This is a genomic window from Nocardia otitidiscaviarum NBRC 14405, from assembly GCF_000308635.1.
GTDB lineage: Bacteria > Actinomycetota > Actinomycetes > Mycobacteriales > Mycobacteriaceae > Nocardia > Nocardia otitidiscaviarum.
On record NZ_BAGD01000106.1, the window covers coordinates 53,396 to 72,513 of the forward strand.

General features: G+C 68.9%; 17 protein-coding genes. 8 read left to right on the forward strand and 9 right to left on the reverse strand.

Features of this window, described 5'->3' with window-relative positions:
* Positions 1–3: 3 nt before the first annotated feature.
* The gene (locus ON31_RS24055) at positions 4–576 is read right to left on the reverse strand and encodes an NADPH-dependent FMN reductase (RefSeq protein WP_039817028.1); all 573 of its coding nucleotides are present in this window, start codon (positions 574–576) and stop codon (positions 4–6) included.
* Positions 577–697: 121 nt separating this feature from the next.
* Here ON31_RS24055 and ON31_RS24060 point away from each other — a divergent pair, with 121 nt between their 5' ends.
* Positions 698–3,907 carry an ATP-binding protein gene (locus ON31_RS24060; protein ID WP_063821559.1) on the forward strand — a complete coding sequence of 1,070 codons (3,210 nt, stop codon included), beginning with the start codon at positions 698–700 and terminating at the stop codon, positions 3,905–3,907.
* Here ON31_RS24060 and ON31_RS24065 read toward each other — a convergent pair.
* The 4 genes from ON31_RS24065 to ON31_RS24080 form a co-directional block, all read right to left on the reverse strand.
* Positions 3,904–4,773, reverse strand: coding sequence for an acyl-ACP desaturase (locus tag ON31_RS24065; RefSeq protein WP_169335036.1), 870 nt, complete (start codon positions 4,771–4,773; stop codon positions 3,904–3,906). The two genes, ON31_RS24060 and ON31_RS24065, sit on opposite strands and share 4 nt — an antisense overlap.
* 309 nt (positions 4,774–5,082) lie before the next feature.
* Positions 5,083–5,652, reverse strand: a complete 570-nt coding sequence (locus ON31_RS24070) for an LGFP repeat-containing protein (protein ID WP_039817188.1) — start codon at positions 5,650–5,652, stop codon at positions 5,083–5,085.
* A gap of 188 nt (positions 5,653–5,840) precedes the next feature.
* Positions 5,841–7,118, reverse strand: coding sequence for an RNA 5'-3' helicase PhoH2 (phoH2, locus tag ON31_RS24075; RefSeq protein ID WP_039817031.1), 1,278 nt, complete (start codon positions 7,116–7,118; stop codon positions 5,841–5,843).
* Between the two features lie 352 nt (positions 7,119–7,470).
* Positions 7,471–7,845, reverse strand: coding sequence for a DUF488 domain-containing protein (locus ON31_RS24080; protein WP_039817033.1), 375 nt, complete (start codon positions 7,843–7,845; stop codon positions 7,471–7,473).
* Positions 7,846–7,926: 81 nt separating this feature from the next.
* Here ON31_RS24080 and ON31_RS24085 point away from each other — a divergent pair, with 81 nt between their 5' ends.
* The 3 genes from ON31_RS24085 to ON31_RS24095 all read left to right on the forward strand — a co-directional run bounded on the left by ON31_RS24085 (position 7,927) and on the right by ON31_RS24095 (position 9,510).
* Positions 7,927–8,199 carry a hypothetical protein gene (locus tag ON31_RS24085; RefSeq protein WP_029931360.1) on the forward strand — a complete coding sequence of 91 codons (273 nt, stop codon included), beginning with the start codon at positions 7,927–7,929 and terminating at the stop codon, positions 8,197–8,199.
* A gap of 133 nt (positions 8,200–8,332) precedes the next feature.
* Positions 8,333–9,187 carry an alpha/beta fold hydrolase gene (locus tag ON31_RS24090; RefSeq protein ID WP_039817034.1) on the forward strand — a complete coding sequence of 285 codons (855 nt, stop codon included), beginning with the start codon at positions 8,333–8,335 and terminating at the stop codon, positions 9,185–9,187.
* Between the two features lie 14 nt (positions 9,188–9,201).
* Positions 9,202–9,510: a glutaredoxin family protein gene (locus ON31_RS24095; protein ID WP_029931358.1), complete on the forward strand. Its 309-nt coding sequence runs from the start codon at positions 9,202–9,204 to the stop codon at positions 9,508–9,510.
* Positions 9,511–9,893: 383 nt separating this feature from the next.
* Here ON31_RS24095 and glyA read toward each other — a convergent pair whose 3' ends face one another.
* A complete protein-coding gene (gene glyA, locus ON31_RS24100) occupies positions 9,894–11,186 on the reverse strand; it encodes a serine hydroxymethyltransferase (protein WP_039817035.1) in 1,293 nt (430 codons plus the stop codon).
* A gap of 140 nt (positions 11,187–11,326) precedes the next feature.
* Positions 11,327–12,526: a hypothetical protein gene (locus ON31_RS24105; protein ID WP_039817036.1), complete on the reverse strand. Its 1,200-nt coding sequence runs from the start codon at positions 12,524–12,526 to the stop codon at positions 11,327–11,329.
* A 225-nt stretch (positions 12,527–12,751) separates the two neighbouring features.
* On the opposite strand from ON31_RS24105, the gene coaA reads away from it, so the two are divergent.
* Complete coding sequence (coaA, locus tag ON31_RS24110; RefSeq protein ID WP_029931355.1) at positions 12,752–13,684, forward strand: type I pantothenate kinase; 933 nt, start codon at positions 12,752–12,754, stop codon at positions 13,682–13,684.
* Here the strand turns inward: coaA and ON31_RS24115 are convergent.
* Positions 13,681–14,292 carry a hypothetical protein gene (locus tag ON31_RS24115; protein WP_051037681.1) on the reverse strand — a complete coding sequence of 204 codons (612 nt, stop codon included), beginning with the start codon at positions 14,290–14,292 and terminating at the stop codon, positions 13,681–13,683. The genes coaA and ON31_RS24115 overlap by 4 nt on opposite strands.
* Before the next feature lie 113 nt (positions 14,293–14,405).
* Positions 14,406–15,185 (reverse strand): isoprenyl transferase, encoded by a 780-nt coding sequence (locus ON31_RS24120; RefSeq protein ID WP_029931353.1) that lies wholly within the window; start codon positions 15,183–15,185, stop codon positions 14,406–14,408.
* A 154-nt stretch (positions 15,186–15,339) separates the two neighbouring features.
* On the opposite strand from ON31_RS24120, the gene trhA reads away from it, so the two are divergent.
* From trhA to ON31_RS24135, 3 genes are all read left to right on the forward strand, one after another.
* Positions 15,340–16,026 (forward strand): PAQR family membrane homeostasis protein TrhA, encoded by a 687-nt coding sequence (trhA, locus tag ON31_RS24125; RefSeq protein WP_051037682.1) that lies wholly within the window; start codon positions 15,340–15,342, stop codon positions 16,024–16,026.
* Between the two features lie 216 nt (positions 16,027–16,242).
* A complete protein-coding gene (locus ON31_RS24130) occupies positions 16,243–17,799 on the forward strand; it encodes an adenylate/guanylate cyclase domain-containing protein (protein ID WP_063821560.1) in 1,557 nt (518 codons plus the stop codon).
* A 671-nt stretch (positions 17,800–18,470) separates the two neighbouring features.
* Positions 18,471–18,920: a hypothetical protein gene (locus ON31_RS24135; protein WP_039817037.1), complete on the forward strand. Its 450-nt coding sequence runs from the start codon at positions 18,471–18,473 to the stop codon at positions 18,918–18,920.
* Positions 18,921–19,118: the final 198 nt, after the last annotated feature.

The window sequence follows — 19,118 nt, forward strand, 5'->3', positions numbered from 1 at the left end:
GTACTAGTGCGCATACGGCCGGGTGGCCCGGGCGTCGTGTAGTGCGCGGGCCCACCAGGTGAGTTGGTGGAGCAGTGCGGTCGCGGCGGCTTCCGCGCCGGCGGCGTCCAGCGGGCGGCCCGCGTCGTCGAACCTGTTCCAGCACGAGTGGAAGCTCACGGTGTTGCGGATGGTGATCGCGTGCAGTTCGCCGAACACCTGGCGCAATTGCTCGACGGCGCGCAGTCCCCCCGAGACTCCGCCGTAACTGACGAAGGCGATCGGTTTCGCCTTCCACTCGTCGACGTAGGAGTCGATGGCGGTCTTGAGCGGGGCGGGATAACCGCGGTTGTACTCGGGCGAGACGATCACGAAGGCGTCTGCGCCGGCCAGGCGCGGAGCCAGCGAATCGGTCGCGGCGTCGGTTTCGTCCAGGACATCGGACAGACCGACGTCGGCGAGATCGATCAGGTCGAGGTCGAGCCCGCCGTGCGCCCTCGCGTGACCGTGGAACCAGGTCGCCACCGTCGGTCCGAATCGCTGTGCTCGCGTGCTGCCGATGATGATCGCCACGCGCAGGGGATCGGTTGGTTGCATCGCGTCTGCCTTTCCACAGTGAAGTCGATCCCCACGACCTTCACGTCCGGGGCCTACAGGACCCCTACGACCGACCTACACGCCGGTCGACCATGCCCGTGCGGTCCGTATCGTCACGGGGATGAGGTTCGGTGTGCTCGGCCCACTAGAGGTGTGGACGGATCGGGAAGTAGAGGTCGCGATCCCGGCCGGGCAGTTGCGAACGGTGCTCGCCGTACTCCTGGCCCACCGCGGTCATTCGGTATCCACCGATCGCCTCGTCGACGTGCTGTGGCCGCGGCGGACTCCCCGGGACGCCGCGGCCGCCTTGCAGGTCAAGGTCTCGCAACTGCGCGGTGTGCTCGCCGCCGCCGAGCCGAGCGCTCGCGCTCTGGTGGCATCCGGGCCCGGGGGTTATCGTCTCGATGTCACGGCCGACGCGGTGGACGCGGGCCGGTTCGAGGCAATGCTGGCATCGACTGCGGGCCTGGACGCGCGCTCGCGGGCGGATGCGTTGACCACCGCGCTCGGTCTCTGGCGCGGCACCCCCTTCGCCGATGTGGCCGATGCGGAGTTCGCGGCGGTCGAAACGGCGCGCTTGGCGGAACTGCGGATCTCGGCAGTGGAAGCCTGGGCCGCCGCAAGGCTCGAACTCGGCGAATACACCGATCTGGTAGCGGAATTGGCGCCGCTGGTCGCCGAACATCCGCTGCGGGAACGGCTGTGCGCCGCGTATCTGCGCGCGCTGTACGGATCCGGGCGGCAGAGTGAGGCCCTCGCCGCTTTCACCGAGTTGCGGGAACGATTGCGCGCCGAACTCGGCATCGATCCCGGCCCCGAGATCGCCGAGGTGCATCGGGCTATCCTCACGCAGGACCCGGCGCTCACGCCGCGTCCGACCACCATACCGACGAACCTGCCCGGCCAGTTGACCGAACTGATCGGTCGGGCCGAAGCGGTGCACGAGGTGCACGGCCTGGTCGGCGACTACCGGTTGGTGACCCTCGTCGGACCCGGCGGAGTCGGCAAGACTCGACTCTCGATCGAGGCGGCGCGCGGACTGATCACCGACCACCCCGACGGCGTGTGGTTCGTCGAGCTCGCCGGGATGAACCCGACGACCGTCGCCCGCACTTCCATTCTGGACACCTTGCACGCGGTGATCGGAATCCGCGGTGACAGCCGGACCGCCGCCGGTCGGCTCGACCGACTCGTCACCGCGTGGGACGGCAAACAGGTGCTGCTCGTCCTCGACAATTGCGAGCATCTGGTCGCCGTGATCGCCGACCTGACCGAGCAACTCCTGCGGTCGGTGCCCGGTCTCCGGATCCTGGCCACCAGCCGGGAACCACTCGGCGTCTCCGGTGAAGCCGTCTATCCGGTCGCCGCGCTCGAACTGCCGTACTCGCCCGCTGATATCGGCGTGGCGGCACTGCCGAAGTTCAGTGCCGTCCGGCTGTTCACGGCTCGCGCGGCGGCCGCTTCCCCCGGTTTCGCCATCGACGCGGGAAACGCCGCGGCCGTCGCGACAATCTGTCGCCGACTCGACGGAATCCCGCTGGCCCTGGAGCTGGCCGCCGCCCGGGTGCGGGCGTTCGGCGTCCGCGAATTGGCGGCGCGGATGGACGATCGATTCGAGCTGTTGGTCGCCGGACGCCGGAGCGGGCCCGGCCGCCAGCAGACACTGCGCGCGGTCATCGACTGGAGCTGGGAGCAGCTGACCGAACCGGAACAGGCCGTGCTACGCAGGCTCTCGGTCCACAGCGACGGGTTCGGGCTGACGGCGGCCGAATGCGTCTGTGCGAGTAAGGATCTCGCCCCGGAACGGATCGCGGACCTGCTCGCCCGCCTGGTCGACCGCTCGCTGGTCGCGATGACCGACACCGCAGCGGGCCCACGCTACCGGCTGTTGGAATCGGTCGCGATGTACTGCTCGGATCGACTGTCGGAGGCCGGTGAGACCGACTTGCTGCACACGGTGCGCAACGAGTACTACACGGCGTTGTCCGAGCGGGCGCACGCACAACTTCGGGGGGCCGACCAGCGGCGTTGGCTGGCAGTGCTGGATATCGAGTACCCGAATCTGCGTTCCGTCGTAGAGGATTCGGTGCGGCGCGGCGATTCCGGCGTCGCGCTGCGCCTCGTCGGCGCGCTGGCCTGGTACTGGTTTCTCCGCGGCCGGATCGGGGAGGGCATCCGACAACTCGACGCGGCGCTCGGCACCGGCCGGGAGGCCGCCCCCACACTGTGGGCGCGGGCCAATGGCTGGCGCTCGGCGCTCACGCTGCTCAGCATTGCCGCGCCCGACCGGCCGGATCTGGTCGAGGCCGGACTCGCGGGATTCGACGGAGTGAGCGATCCGTCGGGCCGTGCGTTCACCGAATGGATCCTCGGCGAGGTGCTGCTCGGCGGCGGCGACCAATCGGTGAGCGCCATGCTGGCTCAGCGGTCTCTGGCGGGCTTCCACACGTCCGGGGACCAGTGGGGTATCGCCGCCGCGCTCAGCAGCGCCGCCCATCACGCCATGCTCCGCGGCGACTTGGCGGCCATGGCCCGCGACGCGACCGAAAGTGCCCGCCTTTTCGCGGTGCTGGGCGATCGATGGGGCCAGCTGCGCGCCGATGAACTGCTCGGCCGACACGCCGAGATCATCGGTGACTACGCCGAGTCCACGCGTCTGCGCCGCGACGGACTGCACCGGGCCGAGGAACTCGGACTGTGGCCGCGGGCGGCCGATATGATGTCGGGGCTGGGTCGGCTCGCCCTGCTCGCGGGCGACCTGACCCAAGCGCGAGTACTGCACGAACGCGCCCTCGAACTCTCGGTGAGCCAGGGTCACGAACCCGGCCGGATCTTCGCGGCGGTCGGCCTCGGCATCGGCGCGAGACGCGAAGGACGCCTCGACGAGGCCGAGAAATACACCCGAGCGTCCCTGGACTGGAACCGCGAAGTCGACTACGCGCCCGGTATCGCCCACAGCCTCGCCGAACTCGGGTTCATCGCCGAACTGCGCGGCGATCCCGAGCAGGCTCACGCCTACCATCGGGAAGGCCTGGCGGTGGCCCGGCGGATCGGTGATCCCCGCGCGATAGCCCTCGCACAAGAGGGTCTCGCGGGTGCCGCGGCCCTCGCCGGGCACATCGGACGCGCCCGCCGCCTGCTCCGCACGGCGGCAGCGGCGCGCGATGCGGCGGGAGCACCACTGCCCGGACCAGAACGTACGGATGTGGACCGCATCATGGCGGCGATCAGCGCCGCCTCCGATCACCCCGCACGAGCCACGGTGGGCAGTACCCAGGAGCTGGGCGGCCGAGGCGGCCACCCACTCGATGGCTTCGACGGAACTCGCTAGCGGGCGACGACCAGGCGCAGGGATTCCAGTTCGGTGCGGGCCTGTTCGCCGGTGTCGCCGAGGTCGGTGCGACCGAAGACGTTCCAGCGCTCCAGCAGGGGGGCGTAGACGAGTTCGGGTTCCTTGGCGCGGTCGTAGATGCCCGCGGCGGCGAGAACCTCATCGCTGCTGCGGCCGTCGGTGAGGGTGGCCTCGGGGACCCGGAAGTCGGCGATGCGGTCGGCGATGGCACGCATGGTCTGGTCCGGGAAGCGGTCCAGGGCGGCGGAGATCAGGTTGGCGAAGAATTCCGCCTGGAGTTCATCGTCGACGGCGATGCGCCGGGCGATCTCGGTGACCAGGGGGTTCTCGCCGAGTGCCTCGGTATTGCGATGCCGCACCGCGGACGCGGTCTCCTCGAGGGCGCAGACCGCCAGCACGTCCAGCAGGTGCATGGGCGGGCGGCGGAAGCCGCGGGTCATATGCTCCATGCGCATCCGCTCCAACTCCACCGGATCCACCGCGCGGGTGACCATGAGGTAGTTGCGGATGAGGATCTCGTGCCGGTTCTCCTCCGCGGTCCACCGACCGACCCAGCGCCACCACGGGCCGCGCCGCAGGTGCTTGCCCAGCTCCCGGTGGTAGGACGGCAGGTTGTCGGCGATGAGCACGCTGACGGTGAGCGCCAGTTTCGCGGTCTCGCTCAGCTCGGATTGCGCGGGATCCCAGTCGATCCCACCGAGGAAGGCGAAATTGCGACCGTCGTCCCAGGGCACGTAGTCATGCGGCTGCCACCCCGCGGCAGCGGCGATGTGGCGGGTCAGATTGGTCTCCACCTCCGGCGCGAGTGCGTCGAGGAGGTCGCGGTCGGACAGCACGTTCTGCACCGGCACAATCTAGCGGCTGCGCGGCAAACATGGGGATCTTCGCGCCGTATTCACAACGGCTATCGCAAAACCCAGCATCGCGCCGCGTGTCGCCATCCCGTGAAGCGTGTCGCGCGCGCCGCACGAGGGGTCCCCCGCGGCGCTCCGCGAAACTCCAGCGCCCCGCCGACCAGTCGGTACCGAGCACCTCTCCGCCCGGAGGCTTCCGGGAAACGCGGCACAGCGCGCGGTGCGGGCCGTCCCCGGGCACGAATCGAGCGGCAGAAACGCCTCGGGCTCGGGTACGCCCGAACCCGAGGCGGCGGGACACTACTTCTCGGTCACCGTGATCTGGCGGTCCACCCAGGTGATGGTGCCGCCGGTGAAATCGCTCTGCTTACCGCCCGCGATATCCATCTCGTCGGTGGTCGGGTAGCCGAGCTTGCCGCCGGGACCGCCGTTCGCCATCCAGGCGTCCCGGATCTCACCCCAGACGATGTGCGCACCGGTGTCCGGGCTGCTGTAGATGGCTCCGCCCTCGAACGCCTGCATGGTGCCGCCACCGGGAGCGTCCTGCGATTCACCGGTGGGTTCGCCCAGCGGGCTCGTCACGCCGCCGACGGCGTTGTACTTCTCCAGAATCGAGCCGGACACCTCGATGTCCCCGGCGGCGGTGGGGATCTTCGTTGTCGGGGTGTCGTCGCGGTCGGTCTCGTTGCGGTCGGTCTCGTTGTCGTGGGTATCGTCGGCGTGTTCGGTGGCCGTGGCCATCGCCGTGGTCGTCGCCATCCCGGTGTCGGGCTTGGCATCCTTGTCGTCCTTGGCGCAGCCGGCGAGCGGCAGCGCCACCAGGGCGATCGCGGTCATGAATCCGGCCGTGCGTCGAGCGAAGTGGTGCATGGTCATCCTCCCGCTACGGGCCGCACGGAGGTGCCGCGTTGCCACGACACCTCCGGCGACTCAGATCGACATTCGGCAGCTGTTCGGCAAACCGTCGCTGTCAGCCGAAATCAGCTTCGAGCAGGTACTTTGCCGGAATATACCCGTCGACCTGTGAGGCAAACCACACGCCCGGCAATAGCCGGGGATCAGGCGTTGGGCCCGTACTCCTCCAGCATCTCGGTGACCAGAGCGGCGATCGGGGAACGCTCGCTGCGGGTCAGTGTGATGTGGGCGAACAGCGGATGCCCCTTCAGCTTCTCGATCACGGCGGCCACGCCGTCGTGCCGACCGACCCGGAGGTTGTCGCGCTGCGCCACATCGTGGGTGAGCACCACCCGCGATCCCGTGCCCAGACGGCTGAGCACGGTGAGCAGCACATTGCGTTCCAGCGACTGCGCCTCGTCCACGATCACGAAGGAGTCGTGCAGCGACCGACCGCGAATGTGGGTGAGCGGCAGCACCTCCAGCATGCCGCGCGACTGCACCTCCTCCATCACCTCCTGGCTGGCGAGACCCTCGAGGGTGTCGAAGACGGCCTGCGCCCACGGCCCCATCTTCTCGCTCTCCGAACCGGGCAGGTAACCCAGATCCTGGCCGCCGACCGCGTACAGCGGGCGGAACACCACGACCTTGCGGTGCGACCGACGCTCCAGCACGGCTTCCAGACCGGCCATCAGCGCCAGCGCCGACTTACCGGTACCGGCGCGGCCGCCCATGGACACGATGCCGACGCTCTCGTCCAGCAGCAGGTCCAGGGCGATGCGCTGTTCGGCGGAGCGGCCGTGCAGACCGAACGCCTCGCGATCACCGCGCACCAGCTGCACCCGCTTGTCCGGGGTAACCCGGGCCAGTGCGCTGCCGTTGGTGCCGAGTAGCCGAATGCCGGTGTGGCACGGCAGGTCCCGGGCCTCGTCCAGATCGATGACGGAGTCGGCGTAGAGCTTGTCCACCACCGCCGCACTGACATCCAGCTCGGTCATACCGGTCCAGCCGGAGGTGACCACATCCTGGGCGTGGTACTCGTCGGCGGCCAAGCCGACCGCACTCGCCTTGACGCGCAGCGGAATGTCCTTGGACACCAGCACGACTCGATGACCCTCGGCGGCCAGATTCAGCGCACAGGCCAGAATCCGGGAGTCGTTGGTATCGGTGCGGAATCCGACCGGCAGCACCTCCGGATCGGTGTGGTTCAGCTCGACCTGCAAGGTCCCACCGTCGACGCCGACCGGAATCTCCTGGTCGAGTCGTCCGTGCTGGAGTCGGAGATCGTCCAGCATGCGCAGTGCCTCGCGGGCGAACCAGCCCAGTTCGTGGTGGTGGCGTTTGGCCTCGAGCTCGCTGATCACCACGATCGGCAGCACCACATGATGCTCACCGAAGCGGGTGACAGCCCAAGGGTCCGACAGCAACACCGAGGTGTCCACGACAAAGGTTTTACGTCCGGATTCGGACGACTGCGAGGCGCGAACTCCCTTTCCGGTGCTCGCGGTGCGGGCATCCCTGCTGGGAGCGGTTACGGAGCGTGCATCAGTCACGGTGGGCTCCTTTGTCACCCACGCGGCCCCGCGCGGGTGTTCTCGCTGGGCCGGTCCGCCCTGTAGGTCAGTCGACCCGAGGGCCGGGTGCCGGCCCCCTCGCACTGAGTTGCTCAGTCACGACCAGGACCTCCCGTACGGGCCACCTCTACGCGACCCGCACCCCCGACGCTACAGCCGAATTGGACTTCCGGCCTACCGAGTTACAGGCGTGTTGGTGAAGATCCCGTTAACGGACGCCCTATTCGGGCGATTCGCCCAATTCGGCGAGGAGAATCGGAACGTGGCTGTGATCAGGTTCTTTCACAGCCGTGACCAGCGTCGATGTTTGCGAAGCGGCCTCGTGGCGCAACCGCGCCAGCACCTCCCGCGCGGCATCGTCGGCGAGCTCGGCGCGGTACCGGCGCTCGAACTCCGCGCGCCGCCCCACCGGGTCGGCGTGGAACCACTTCCGCAGCGCCGCGGAGGGCGTCACCTCCTTGGCCCACTCGTCGATCTCCGCCGCCTGTTTGCTGATCCCGCGCGGCCACAGCCGATCCACCAGTATTCGGCGGCCGTCACTCGGCTCCGGCGGGTCGTACACCCTCTTGACCTGGAAACGCGGTTGCTCTGCCATCTCCGTATGGCAGCACGACCGGGCGGCCGACGCGATACACCACGCCGCCGATTCCGCTTCCGGAGCCGATACAGTCGAACCATGGCCGATGATCAGGACCTCGAGAAGCTCTCCGCCAAGGAACTGCACGACCGCGCCGTGAAACTGGCGGTCCGGCACGGCGACGTGAAATTCCTGTGGGAGCTGCTGAAATCGATTCCGGCCGCCGAGGCCGCGGCCGGGAACCTCGGGGAGAGCGAGGCGGACATCAAGTACGTGCTCCCGGTGCTCGACGACTACGTGCACGCGGGTGAGGGCGATATCGCCGAGGTGCTGCGCCCGATGTACCTGGACTACCTCGTCAAGCACTCCTGAGCTCGGCCGAGGCCCACCCGGTTCACACCGGCGACGACGTTTCCGGCCATATCTCTTGCGGAACAGGCCGTTTCGGCCCCGCTACCAGCGGTGTCGCTCGACAGCCCGGGTCGGCCGGACCTACCGTGACGCCATGACCTCCGACGCGGGAGAGCGGCTGAGATCCGTCGTGGTGGACGGGGCGCGACTGCGGTATCTCGAGGCGGGCAGCGGGGAGCCGCTGGTGCTGTTGCACGGATATCCGCAGAGTCACGTGTGCTGGCGGCATCAGATCGCACGGCTGGCGCGGGTGCGGCGGGTGATCGCGCCGGACTGGTTCGGATGGGGCGAATCGGAGCGCGCGCCGGGGGCCGACTGCACGTACGACCGGGAGGTGGAGCGCCTCGCGCGGGTGCTCGACACACTGACACCGGGTCCGGTGGAGCTGGCGGGCCACGACTACGGCGGACATCTGGCGCTCGGGCTCGCGGTGCGTGATCCGAATCGGTTGCGGCGCTTGGCGATTCTCAACTCCCGGGCCCACCGCACCTTCCCACCGGCCTACTATCTGCTGTTCGCGAGCCTGACCGTGCCCGCGCGGCGACCACTGCTGCGCCGAGTGCTGCTGCGCACGCCGGTGGGGAGCATCAATCGCTCCCTGATGCGGCGCTATGTGCGGGCCGGGGCATTCGACACCGAGCAGCTCGAACGGTACGTGGGGTGGATGGACACCCCCGAGGGCAGAGAGCGTTTCGTCGACTTCTTCGCGGGATACAGCGTGCGGCTGCGCCCCCAGCTCGCCGACCTCTCCCCCATTCGCTGCCCCACGGCGGTGATCTGGGGCGACCGGGACGTCCCGTGCCCCTGGTCGATCGCCGCGGATCTGGCGCGACGGCTGCCGAACGCCACCCTGACCCGGATCGCCGGAGCCGACCACTACGTCATGGAGGAGCGGCCCGCGGAGGTCACCGCCGCTCTGCTCGACTGGCTGCGCACATCCACGCCCTGACCTAGACTCCGGACATGACCGCCGATTCCGCCCCGGAGCTGCTAGTTTACCGCCGCGCGGGCTGCCCGTACTGCTCCCGGATGCGGCGGGTGCTCAACCGCCACGGCATCGTGCACAGCGAGATCGACATCTGGAAGGACCCGGACGCGGCCGCGTTCGTACGCTCGGTCGCCGACGGCAACGAGACGGTGCCGACGGCCGTCCTGAAAACCGAAGCACGGGAGCAGCATTGGGTCAATCCGTCGCCCAAGCGGCTGATCCGCACGGTGGCCGCCGAAGCGCCCGCACTCGCGGAGGGGCCGCGCAAGTTCTGGAGCTGGTAGGAGCCCGGAAACCAAATCCCTCGGCCACATCCGCTCGGCCGCCCAGCTCACAACGCGAGCGCCGACCGCGCGCCCCTGGTAGCGCCGCACCGCCCGGCATGACGTCCCCGCGTCGGCGATCAGCTCGCCCGCTCAGTCACCGACCGGCCCCGGTACCGCGCGCCCACGGATCGCACTCCTGCGAGACCCGGACGGCGGCGAACCTACCCGCCGCACCCCCGCGAGAGCCGGATGACGCGAATCTGCCCACCGCACTCGCATCCGGACGACGCGAATCTCCGCGCCGCTCCCGACCGCTGCTCGGAGACTGACGAGGGCCTGGTTGTCGCGCGCGACAACCAGGCCCCCCAATGCTTCAGCGCCGCTGTGTTCTCCCGCCGCGATCAGCCGAGTAGCTTCCAGTCCTCCAGGCCCTCGTAGAGCGGGAAGTCCTGGGCCAGCTTGGCGACCCGGGCGCGCAGAGTGGGGACGTCGCCTCCGGCGAGGGCGGTGGCGATGATATCGGCGACCTCGGTGAACTCGGTGTCGCCGAAACCGCGGGTGGCCAGCGCGGCGGTGCCGATGCGCAGGCCCGAGGTGACCATCGGCGGGCGCGGGTCGAACGGAACGGCATTGCGGTTCACGGTGATTCCGACCTCGTGCAGCAGATCCTCACCCTGCTGGCCGTCCAGCGCCGAATTGCGCAGATCGACCAGCACCAGGTGCACATCGGTGCCGCCGGTGAGCACGGTGATGCCCTTGTCCTTGACGTCCGCGCCGGTGAGCCGCTCGGCCAGGATCTTCGCGCCGGACAGGGTGCGCTGCTGACGCTCCTGGAACTCCGCACCGCCCGCGATCTTGAAAGCCACGGCCTTGGCGGCGATGGCGTGCATGAGCGGACCGCCCTGCTGCCCCGGGAAGACCGCGGAGTTCAGCTTCTTGGCGTAATCCTGCTTGGCCAGGATCAGACCCGAGCGCGGACCGCCGAGGGTCTTGTGCACGGTGGACGACACCACATCGGCGTGCGGCACCGGCGACGGGTGCAGGCCCGCGGCGACCAGACCGGCGAAGTGCGCCATGTCGACCCACAGGTACGCGCCGACCTCGTCGGCGATCTCCCGGAAAGCGGCGAAATCGAGGTGCCGGGGGTAGGCCGACCAGCCGGCCACGATCACCTTCGGGCGGGTGTCGCGGGCGATCTTGCGCACCTCGTCCATATCGACGCGGTGGTCCTCCTTGGACACCCCGTACGCGTGCACCTCGTACAGCTTGCCGGAGAAGTTCAGTCGCATGCCGTGGGTGAGGTGGCCGCCGTGCGCCAGATCCAGGCCGAGCATCTTGTCGCCCGGGTTCATCAGCGCCATGAGCACGGCGGCATTGGCCTGCGCACCCGAATGCGGCTGCACATTGGCGAATTCCGCGCCGAACAGCGCCTTCACCCGCTCGCGCGCCAGCTCCTCGACCTTGTCGACGGCCTCGCAACCGCCGTAGTACCGCCGACCCGGGTATCCCTCGGCGTACTTGTTGGTGAGCACGCTGCCCTGCGCCTGCAACACGGCGCGTGGCACGAAATTCTCGGACGCGATCATCTCGAGGGTGTCGCGTTCCCGGGCGAGCTCTTCGGCCATCGCGGCGGCGACCTGCGGGTCGAGCTCGGCGAGCGACTGGCTGTTGACGGAGGCGGCGGTCTGGGTCACGACGGTCAGTCTAGGGGGCGGCCACCGAGCGGTCGCTCGCCCCCGCCACCGCACAGCTCCCCGGCCACCACGCGCCCCAGCCCGCCCCGCAACCGCCAACGCCGACACGCTCCACAACGGCAGCGCGCCCCGGCGCGGCCTCAGGGCATCCGGCGTATCGCGCCCGGGGTGAGGGGTTCGTCCAGCAGACGGCGGAAGCGTTCCGAGCGGTCGTCCGCGTCGGGGGCACGGTCGAGCCAGCCGCCGAGCAGGCGGTAGCCCTCCACGTAGGTGGAGATGTAGGCGCGCCACAGCGGGGAGGACAGGAAGCGCAGGGATTGGCGGGCGCGTTCGGGCGTCGCCAGGCTCCAGCGCTCGAGGAAGGCCGCCACCTCGTCGGCGTCCTTGCCGCGATCGTGCAGCAGCAGCGCGGCGTCCTGACGCACGTTCAGCAGTTTCGCCGAAGCGTTCGACAGGCGTTCGGCGCGTTCACCGTCGAAGCGCAGGCCGAGATCGGCGTAGATCTCCTGCGCCCACACGCCCCACCCGGGACCCACGATGGACTTCAGCGCCAGATCCGCCAGCCCCTCCGCCATCAGGCACTGCGGGGTGTTCACCAGGAACAGGGTCTGCTCGGCCTGCCCGGCCGCCACCAGTCCGGCTTCCTTGCGGCAGTGCTCGGTGTGATGCCCCGGATACGACTCGTGCGCGATGAGATGCGGCAGGTTCGCCATGTGCTGCTTCAGGTCGGAGTTGATGGCGACCCGGGACTTGTAGTTGCCGAGGTAGTAGTTGAAGCCGGACCACGGTTTGTCGCCCACCACCTCGTATTCCACGAATTCGTGGTCGGGCAGCGGATAGCGCTGGCGCACCAGTTCCCGCAGCGCGCCCGAGAACGCCTCCACACAGGCCCGCAGGCGCTCCGGCGGAATCTCGTCCGCGCGCCGGTGCGCGGTCACCCGCTCGAGCAGTGCTCCCTCACCCGCGAGCACCTCGTCCATCTGCCGGTGCGCCTCCTGGTATTCGGTTACATCCCCGGGGGCGATGTCCACGTCGAAGTAGGCGCGCACCTCCTCGACGAACGCAATCTCGTCCCCGGCGAACTTGCGCGCCGAGCACTCCATGGCCCGCAGGTGCGCCTCCAGGAATTCGGTGCGCTCGGCGGTGAGCCCGGCCTCGGGCAGTTCCTTGCGCAGTGCCGCGGCGCGGTGCGCGAGATCGCGGGGCTCCGGCCGCGGCGCGTTCTCCACCTCGCGACGCAGGGCCGGATCGCCGGTGTACGCGTCGACGAACCCTTCCTCGAGCCGATCGAAGGCCAAGCCCAGACGCAGATAGTCGGTAACCAGGGGATGCGCTGCCATATCCGGAAACACTATCGGCCCCGGCGCGATCGCGGCGGCGGTCGGGACCGGTGGAGCGCTGGGTCGGCGTTTCAAACGTGTAGTCCAGGTGGGATATCTCACCCTCTGCTACTGGCGAGTAGCTACACCCGGTTTTTCGCGCCCCGTTGCACCCGAGCAGAATTCGCCTATGCGTGGAGTGTGGACCGGATCTCACCGGACCGGGCACGGGAATGGTGAGGCTTCGTGGCACGGATGAGCGAGCCGAGTCCCTATGTGGAATTCGACCGGAAACAGTGGCGCACGCTGCGCAAGTCGACCCCCTTGGTGCTCACCGAGGAAGAACTGATCGGTCTGCGCGGTCTGGGTGAACAGATCGACCTGGAAGAGGTCGCCGAGGTCTACCTGCCGCTGGCGCGACTCATTCACCTCCAGGTGGCCGCCCGGCAGCGCCTTTTCGCCGCCACCGCCACCTTCCTCGGCGAAACCCACCCCGACCGCCAGGTGCCGTTCGTCATCGGCGTCGCGGGCAGTGTGGCGGTCGGCAAATCCACCACCGCCCGCGTGCTGCAGGCCCTGCTGGCCCGCTGGGACCACCATCCCCGCGTCGACCTCGTGACCACCGACGGATTCCTCTACCCCACCGCCGAACTCACCCGCCGCGGCCTCATGCACCGCAAGGGCTTCCCGGAGAGCTACGACCGCCGCAAACTGCTGCGCTTCGTCACCGAGGTGAAATCCGGTGCGTCGGAAGTATGCGCCCCGGTGTATTCGCATATCGCCTACGACATCGTGCCGGATCAGAAACACTGCGTGCGCCAGCCCGACATCCTGATCGTCGAGGGACTGAACGTGTTGCAGACCGGTCCCCGGCTCATGGTGTCGGACCTGTTCGACTTCTCCATCTATGTCGACGCGCGCATCGAGGACATCGAGAACTGGTATATCGAGCGCTTTCTCGCGCTGCGCAAGACCTCGTTCTCCGATCCGAATTCCGCGTTCCACCACTACGCCCGATTCAACGATCAGGAAGCCATCGGCGCGGCCCGCGAGATCTGGAACAACACCAACCGGCCCAACCTGGTGGAGAACATCCTGCCCACCCGCCCGCGCGCGACCCTGGTGCTGCGCAAGGACTCCGACCACAGCATCAACCGGCTGCGACTGCGCAAGCTCTAGAGCTTCCAGGCCGCGTCCAGCCGTGCCGCCACATCGATATCGGTGGCGGCCACGATATGCGGTTTGCGGATCTCCTCGGCCAGGTAGCGGGCCACGAAACGACGGATCTCGTGATCGACGCTGGCCAGGATGCGCAGCAGTTCACCGCGCCGGGAGGCGCTGGCCACATTCACCCGCACATCGCTCGGGCGCGGTTCGGCGATATCGATGATCACGCGCAGCGGTTCGGCCGTGCGCACGGTCAGATGCAGGTGGATCTTGCCGTCCACATGGAATGGATAGCGGTCCACGGCGAGATCGACCAGCAGATCCACCTCCAGCGGGATCTTCAGCGCGAAGGAGATATTGTCCCGCACCTCCCGATCGAGTTTCGGCTTACCGAGGCGCACGGTCGCGAACAGCTTCGCTATCCGGCCCGGCCCCACTCCGATCGGGCCGAAATCGAACGCCTCACCCGTCAATTGCCCGAACGCACCCTGGATACGGTGTTCGGAGGCCGCGTATTCCAGAAATCTGCGGCCGAACTCCTCGTAGGAAATATATGGATCCGACTCGACCACCGCCGCGGCGTTCACGGCGGTCCACGGCCCTTCGCGCACCTCGCCCATGCCATCCGACGCTACGGCAGCAAGGCCCCCGCGAACCCCAAAGCCATTGCACTGCAACCCAACCGTGTGCTGGCCGTTGTCAGCGGCCCGCTCGTTCCCCGGACCGGGCCGATTCAAACTCCGAATCGACGGTGGCGGGCCGCGTAATCGCGCAGGGCGCGCAGGAAATCGGTGCGCCGGAATTCCGGCCAGTACGCCTCGGTGAACCAGATCTCCGAATACGCGCTCTGCCAGAGCAGGAATCCGGAAAGACGCTGTTCACCGGAGGTGCGGATGACCAGATCCGGATCCGGCTGACCGGAGGTGTAGAGATGCTGGCCGATGGCGTCGACGGTAATGGACTGCACCAGATCCTCACCGGTCTCGCCCGCCGCCATCTCCTGGCGAACGAGCGACCGCACCGCATCGGTGATCTCCTGGCGGCCGCCGTATCCGATAGCCACGTTCACGTGGACGCCATTGCGGCCGTCGGTGCGCTTGGCCGCGTCGCGCAGCCGCCGCGCCATATCCTCGGGCAGCTGCTCCAGCGCGCCCACGATCCGCACGGTGGAATTCTGTTCCGGCGCGGACAGTTCCTCCACCACATCGGTGATCACGTCGAAGAGCGTCTCCAGCTCCTCGCGGTCGCGGCGCAGGTTCTCGGTCGAGAGCAGGTACACGGTGACCATCTCGATGCCGACCTCACCGCACCAGCTCACCAGCTCGGCGATCTTGAGGGCACCCACCCGGTGCCCGTGACTGATATCGGAGAAGCCGTTCTCCCGCGCCCAGCGACGATTGCCATCGCACATCACCGCCACATGACGCGGATGTTGTTTGCCAGCCAGCTGCTTCGACAGCCGGGCCTCGTAGATGCGGTAGGGAAAACCACGCACCTGACTCGCAAGCTTCACGGCGAAAACAGTACGCCCCGCCGCGCAGCGGCGGGCTGACCGGGACAGTGCACGACATACCGCAGCGCCAGCCGTGACCCCTACCGCGGTGTGATGTGCGACGCGCTCGAGACCCGGTAACCTACGGTACCGTAGGTTACTCAGGAGGTAACTGATGTCGGATACCGCGGTGCCCGCTCCGGTGGCGGACGTTGTCGAGGTATTGCTCAAACCGCGCATGCGGGGATGGATACACACCTGGGCGGTCGGTATCGCGGCCGTCGGGGTGATCGCGCTGGTGATCGCGGGCACCACGGTGTCGGCGACGGCGGCGTGGTCGACGCTGGTGTACGGGCTCACCGTCTGCGGGGTGTTCGGGGTCAGCGCCACCTATCACCGGGTGAACTGGAAGACCGATCGCGCCCGCATCCACATGAAGCGCGCCGACCACTCGATGATCTTCCTGTTCATCGCGGGCAGTTACACGCCCTTCGCACTGCTCGGGGTGGGCGGACGGTCCGGCACCATCCTGCTGACCGTGGTGTGGATCGGCGCGCTCGCCGGGGTGGCCCTGAAACTGCTGTGGCCCACCGCTCCCCGCTGGGTCGGCGTGCCGCTGTACCTGCTGCTGGGCTGGGCCATCGTGCCGGTCGCCGGAACCCTCACCCACAATGTCGGCCTCGCCCCGATGCTGCTGCTGCTCATCGGCGGCCTCGCCTACAGCGGCGGCGCGATCCTCTACGCCACCCGCTGGCCCGATCCGTGGCCCGAGGTGTTCGGCCACCACGAGTTCTTCCACGTGGCAACGGTCGTCGCGGCCCTCTGCCACTACGTCGCGGTCTGGCTGGTACTGCTGCGCTGAGATGAGCACCGCAACTAGACTGTTGCCCACGCATGATCACCTAGCAACCACGCTGATCGCCGGAGCAGCGACACTGCCGAGTGGTGACGACTGATTTCGCGAGGATCGGGGTAACTCATCGGGCACGCCCACAATGGTTTCGGCTCCCAACCGTCGGCACGCGTCCACAGCTGCCGACGGCTCTCGGCCGCGCGCTGACAACGCGGAGAGGCGAAGGTGTTGAGTCGGCTTATCCTGTGGGCGTTGCGGGCCGGGTGGGGCTTGGCCGCCGTGGTGATGGCGTGCAACCTCAGCGGCCTGGGCGTCATCCTCACCGAACTCTGGCTCGCCGGATACCTCGGCCGTCTTGGCCCGAACTGGCTGGCCGCTCTCGCCCCCGCGGCGATCTATCCGACCCTCGGCGCGCTGGCCGGCATCGTGCTCGCGGTCCGCGATCGCAGCCACTACTTCGGCTGGCTGGACCAGCGCCGCAAACCCACCGAGGCCGAGGCGCGCCGCCTGCTGACGCTGCCGATCACCATCACGGCGCGGGCGCTGGCCATCTGGATGCCGGGCGTGATCATCGCGGCCACACTGTTCGCGAACGCCACCACCGGGCCGGATCTGGCCGTGGTGCTGGCCATGTTCACCTTCGGCGGGCTGGAGTCGGCGGCGGTCACCTATCTCGTCGTGGACCGGCTCATCCGGCCGACAATTCCCACGGTGGCGGAGGTGCTGGGCGGCACCACGCACTGGAGTTCCACCGTGCTGGTCCGGGTGCTGGTGACGTTCGCGGTGACGGGGGCCGTCCCGCTGTTCATGCTCATCACGGTGCTGGCCGATCCGGTGCCGTCGCCGGACGACCGGATTCGGACCGGCATCTATCTCGCCGTCGTCGGACTGTCGGCGGGTGTGGTGGCGACGGCGGCGCTGGCCCGCGCGGTCGCCACCCCCATGCACACACTGCGGATGGCGCTGGACCGGATCGCCCGCGGCGACCTCGACGTGCGGGTGCCCATCGGCAGCGCCAGTGAACTCGGGCGACTGGAACTGTCGGTCAACGAGCTGGCCGCGAACCTGAGCGAGCGCGAACGCATGCGCACCGTCTTCGGCCGCCACGTCGGCGCGGAGGTGGCCGAGCGAGCACTCGCCGGGGGCGCCGACCTCACCGGCGATATGCGCGTGGTGACGGCGCTGTTCGTGGATGTGACCGGGTCCGTGGCGCTGTCCACCGAACTCCCGCCGGACGCCTTCGTGGCCAAGCTCAACCGGCTGCTGTCCACGGTGGTCGCGGCGACCGAGGACAACCACGGGCTGGTCAACAAGTTCGAGGGCGACGCCGCGCTGTGCATCTTCGGCGCGCCGATCTCGCTGTCGGACAACGCCACCCCCGCCCTGCGCGCGGCCCGCCGCATTCGCGACGAGGTGGCGGCCGCCGGAGAACTCGACATCGGCATCGGCGTGGCGCGCGGCCTGGTGTTCGCGGGCGATATCGGAGCCGACACCCGCCTCGAGTTCACCGTCATCGGCGACGCGGTGAACGAGGCGGCCCGCCTCACCACCGAGGCCAAACGGGCCCCACGGCGCATCCTGGCCAGCCGCGCCGTCATCGACGCCGCCGCCGACTACGAACGCTCGCGGTGGACACTGCACGAAACCATCCTGCTGCGCGGCCGCAAGACCCCGACCGACTGCTGGACGGACCTGGCCGCCCGGCGGGTCACGGAGCCGACGCCGCCCGAAACCCGGCCCGACACCAACGAACTCGCCGAACCCGCCGCCGAGACGGGCTGACACCGAGCGTCCGCGCTGCTGCCGGGACCGGCCCGCCATACCGGTTCCCGCCGCCACTGACGGCAGTGCGGCGGGATACCGACCTGGTGACGGACCAAAGGGGGTCGCGGAGCAGGCGGCGGCCCAGCTGCCGACTCCGGTTGAGACTTCAGTCGCACAGCGACCGCGGGAACTCGGGTCAGCGGCGGGCTCCCGGACGGCTGGATGGGGGCCGGGTGGCCGTGGCGCGGCGGGGACGCGGGAGGTAGCGGTCGTTCAGGGCACGGGTGGTGTCCGCTCGATTGGGCGGCGCGAACACCCCCGATCGACGGCTGTCAGTCATGCACAGTCATCGCCTCGAGCACCGGGTGCTCGTCGGTCGCGTGCTGGACAGATTGAGAGGGACATGTTTCGGACTGTAGGGCCAGAGTCGGCGGCGGGGCAAAAGATTATGTCGCCGAACCCGCGAGCGGCGCACGCACACCGTATCGGAGCCGGTGCCGGGTACCGCATCGAAGCGGCCGGGCACAGTACCGGCGGCGACGGGCGCGTGTTCGCCGTTGACCGGAATCGCCGGTGCGGACAACCTTCCCCGACCGCCCGCGGGGGCGGGAGCTCATACCGGCGGATGAGCCACATTCGATACTCCCGGGTGATCCGGTGCGCGGCCGGTCGCGCGCACAGTGGACGGCATGATCGAGAGCCCACTCCCCCGGACCGCCGAGGTCACGCGTACCCGTGCGGCGTCGGTGGCGCTGCACTCCGTGCTGATCGCCGTGTACTGCGGGGTCGGCGAAACGCTGCTGCGGGCGGCCATGCTGCTCGAACGGCCCGATGCCGATATCGGCGGGCTGCTGCCCGGGTTGGGGCTACGGGCCGCCATCTATCTGACGGTGGTGGTGCTGGCATTCCGGATGGCGGCCGGGTCCGCCTGGGCGCGTTGGGTTCTCGCGGGCGGACTCGGGACCGTGGGCCTGCTGTCCCTGCTCGTGGAGCCGGTGCGGGCAGTGCTCACCGCGCCGCACATCAGTGAGCTCACGATGGGCTGGACCACGGAATCCGTTGTGGTGGGCATCCTTCGAGCCGTGCACATCCTGGCCGTACTGGTCGCTCTCCCCGCACTGGCACGCGCGGGTCGATGACGGGGCCGGGAGTCCCCTGCCCCGATAGCGACCGTCGCCACCCGGGATCTGCCCCGACCACGCCGTTTCTGCGCTCGCCCCCGCCGCGATGTCCCGACACCCACAGGTCGATCTGCCCTCCCGATCTCGCTCTCCCCTGGCGTGATTCGCGGGCCACAATCGCCGTGATTCGCGCGTCGCGCCCGTGGCCGACGAGCC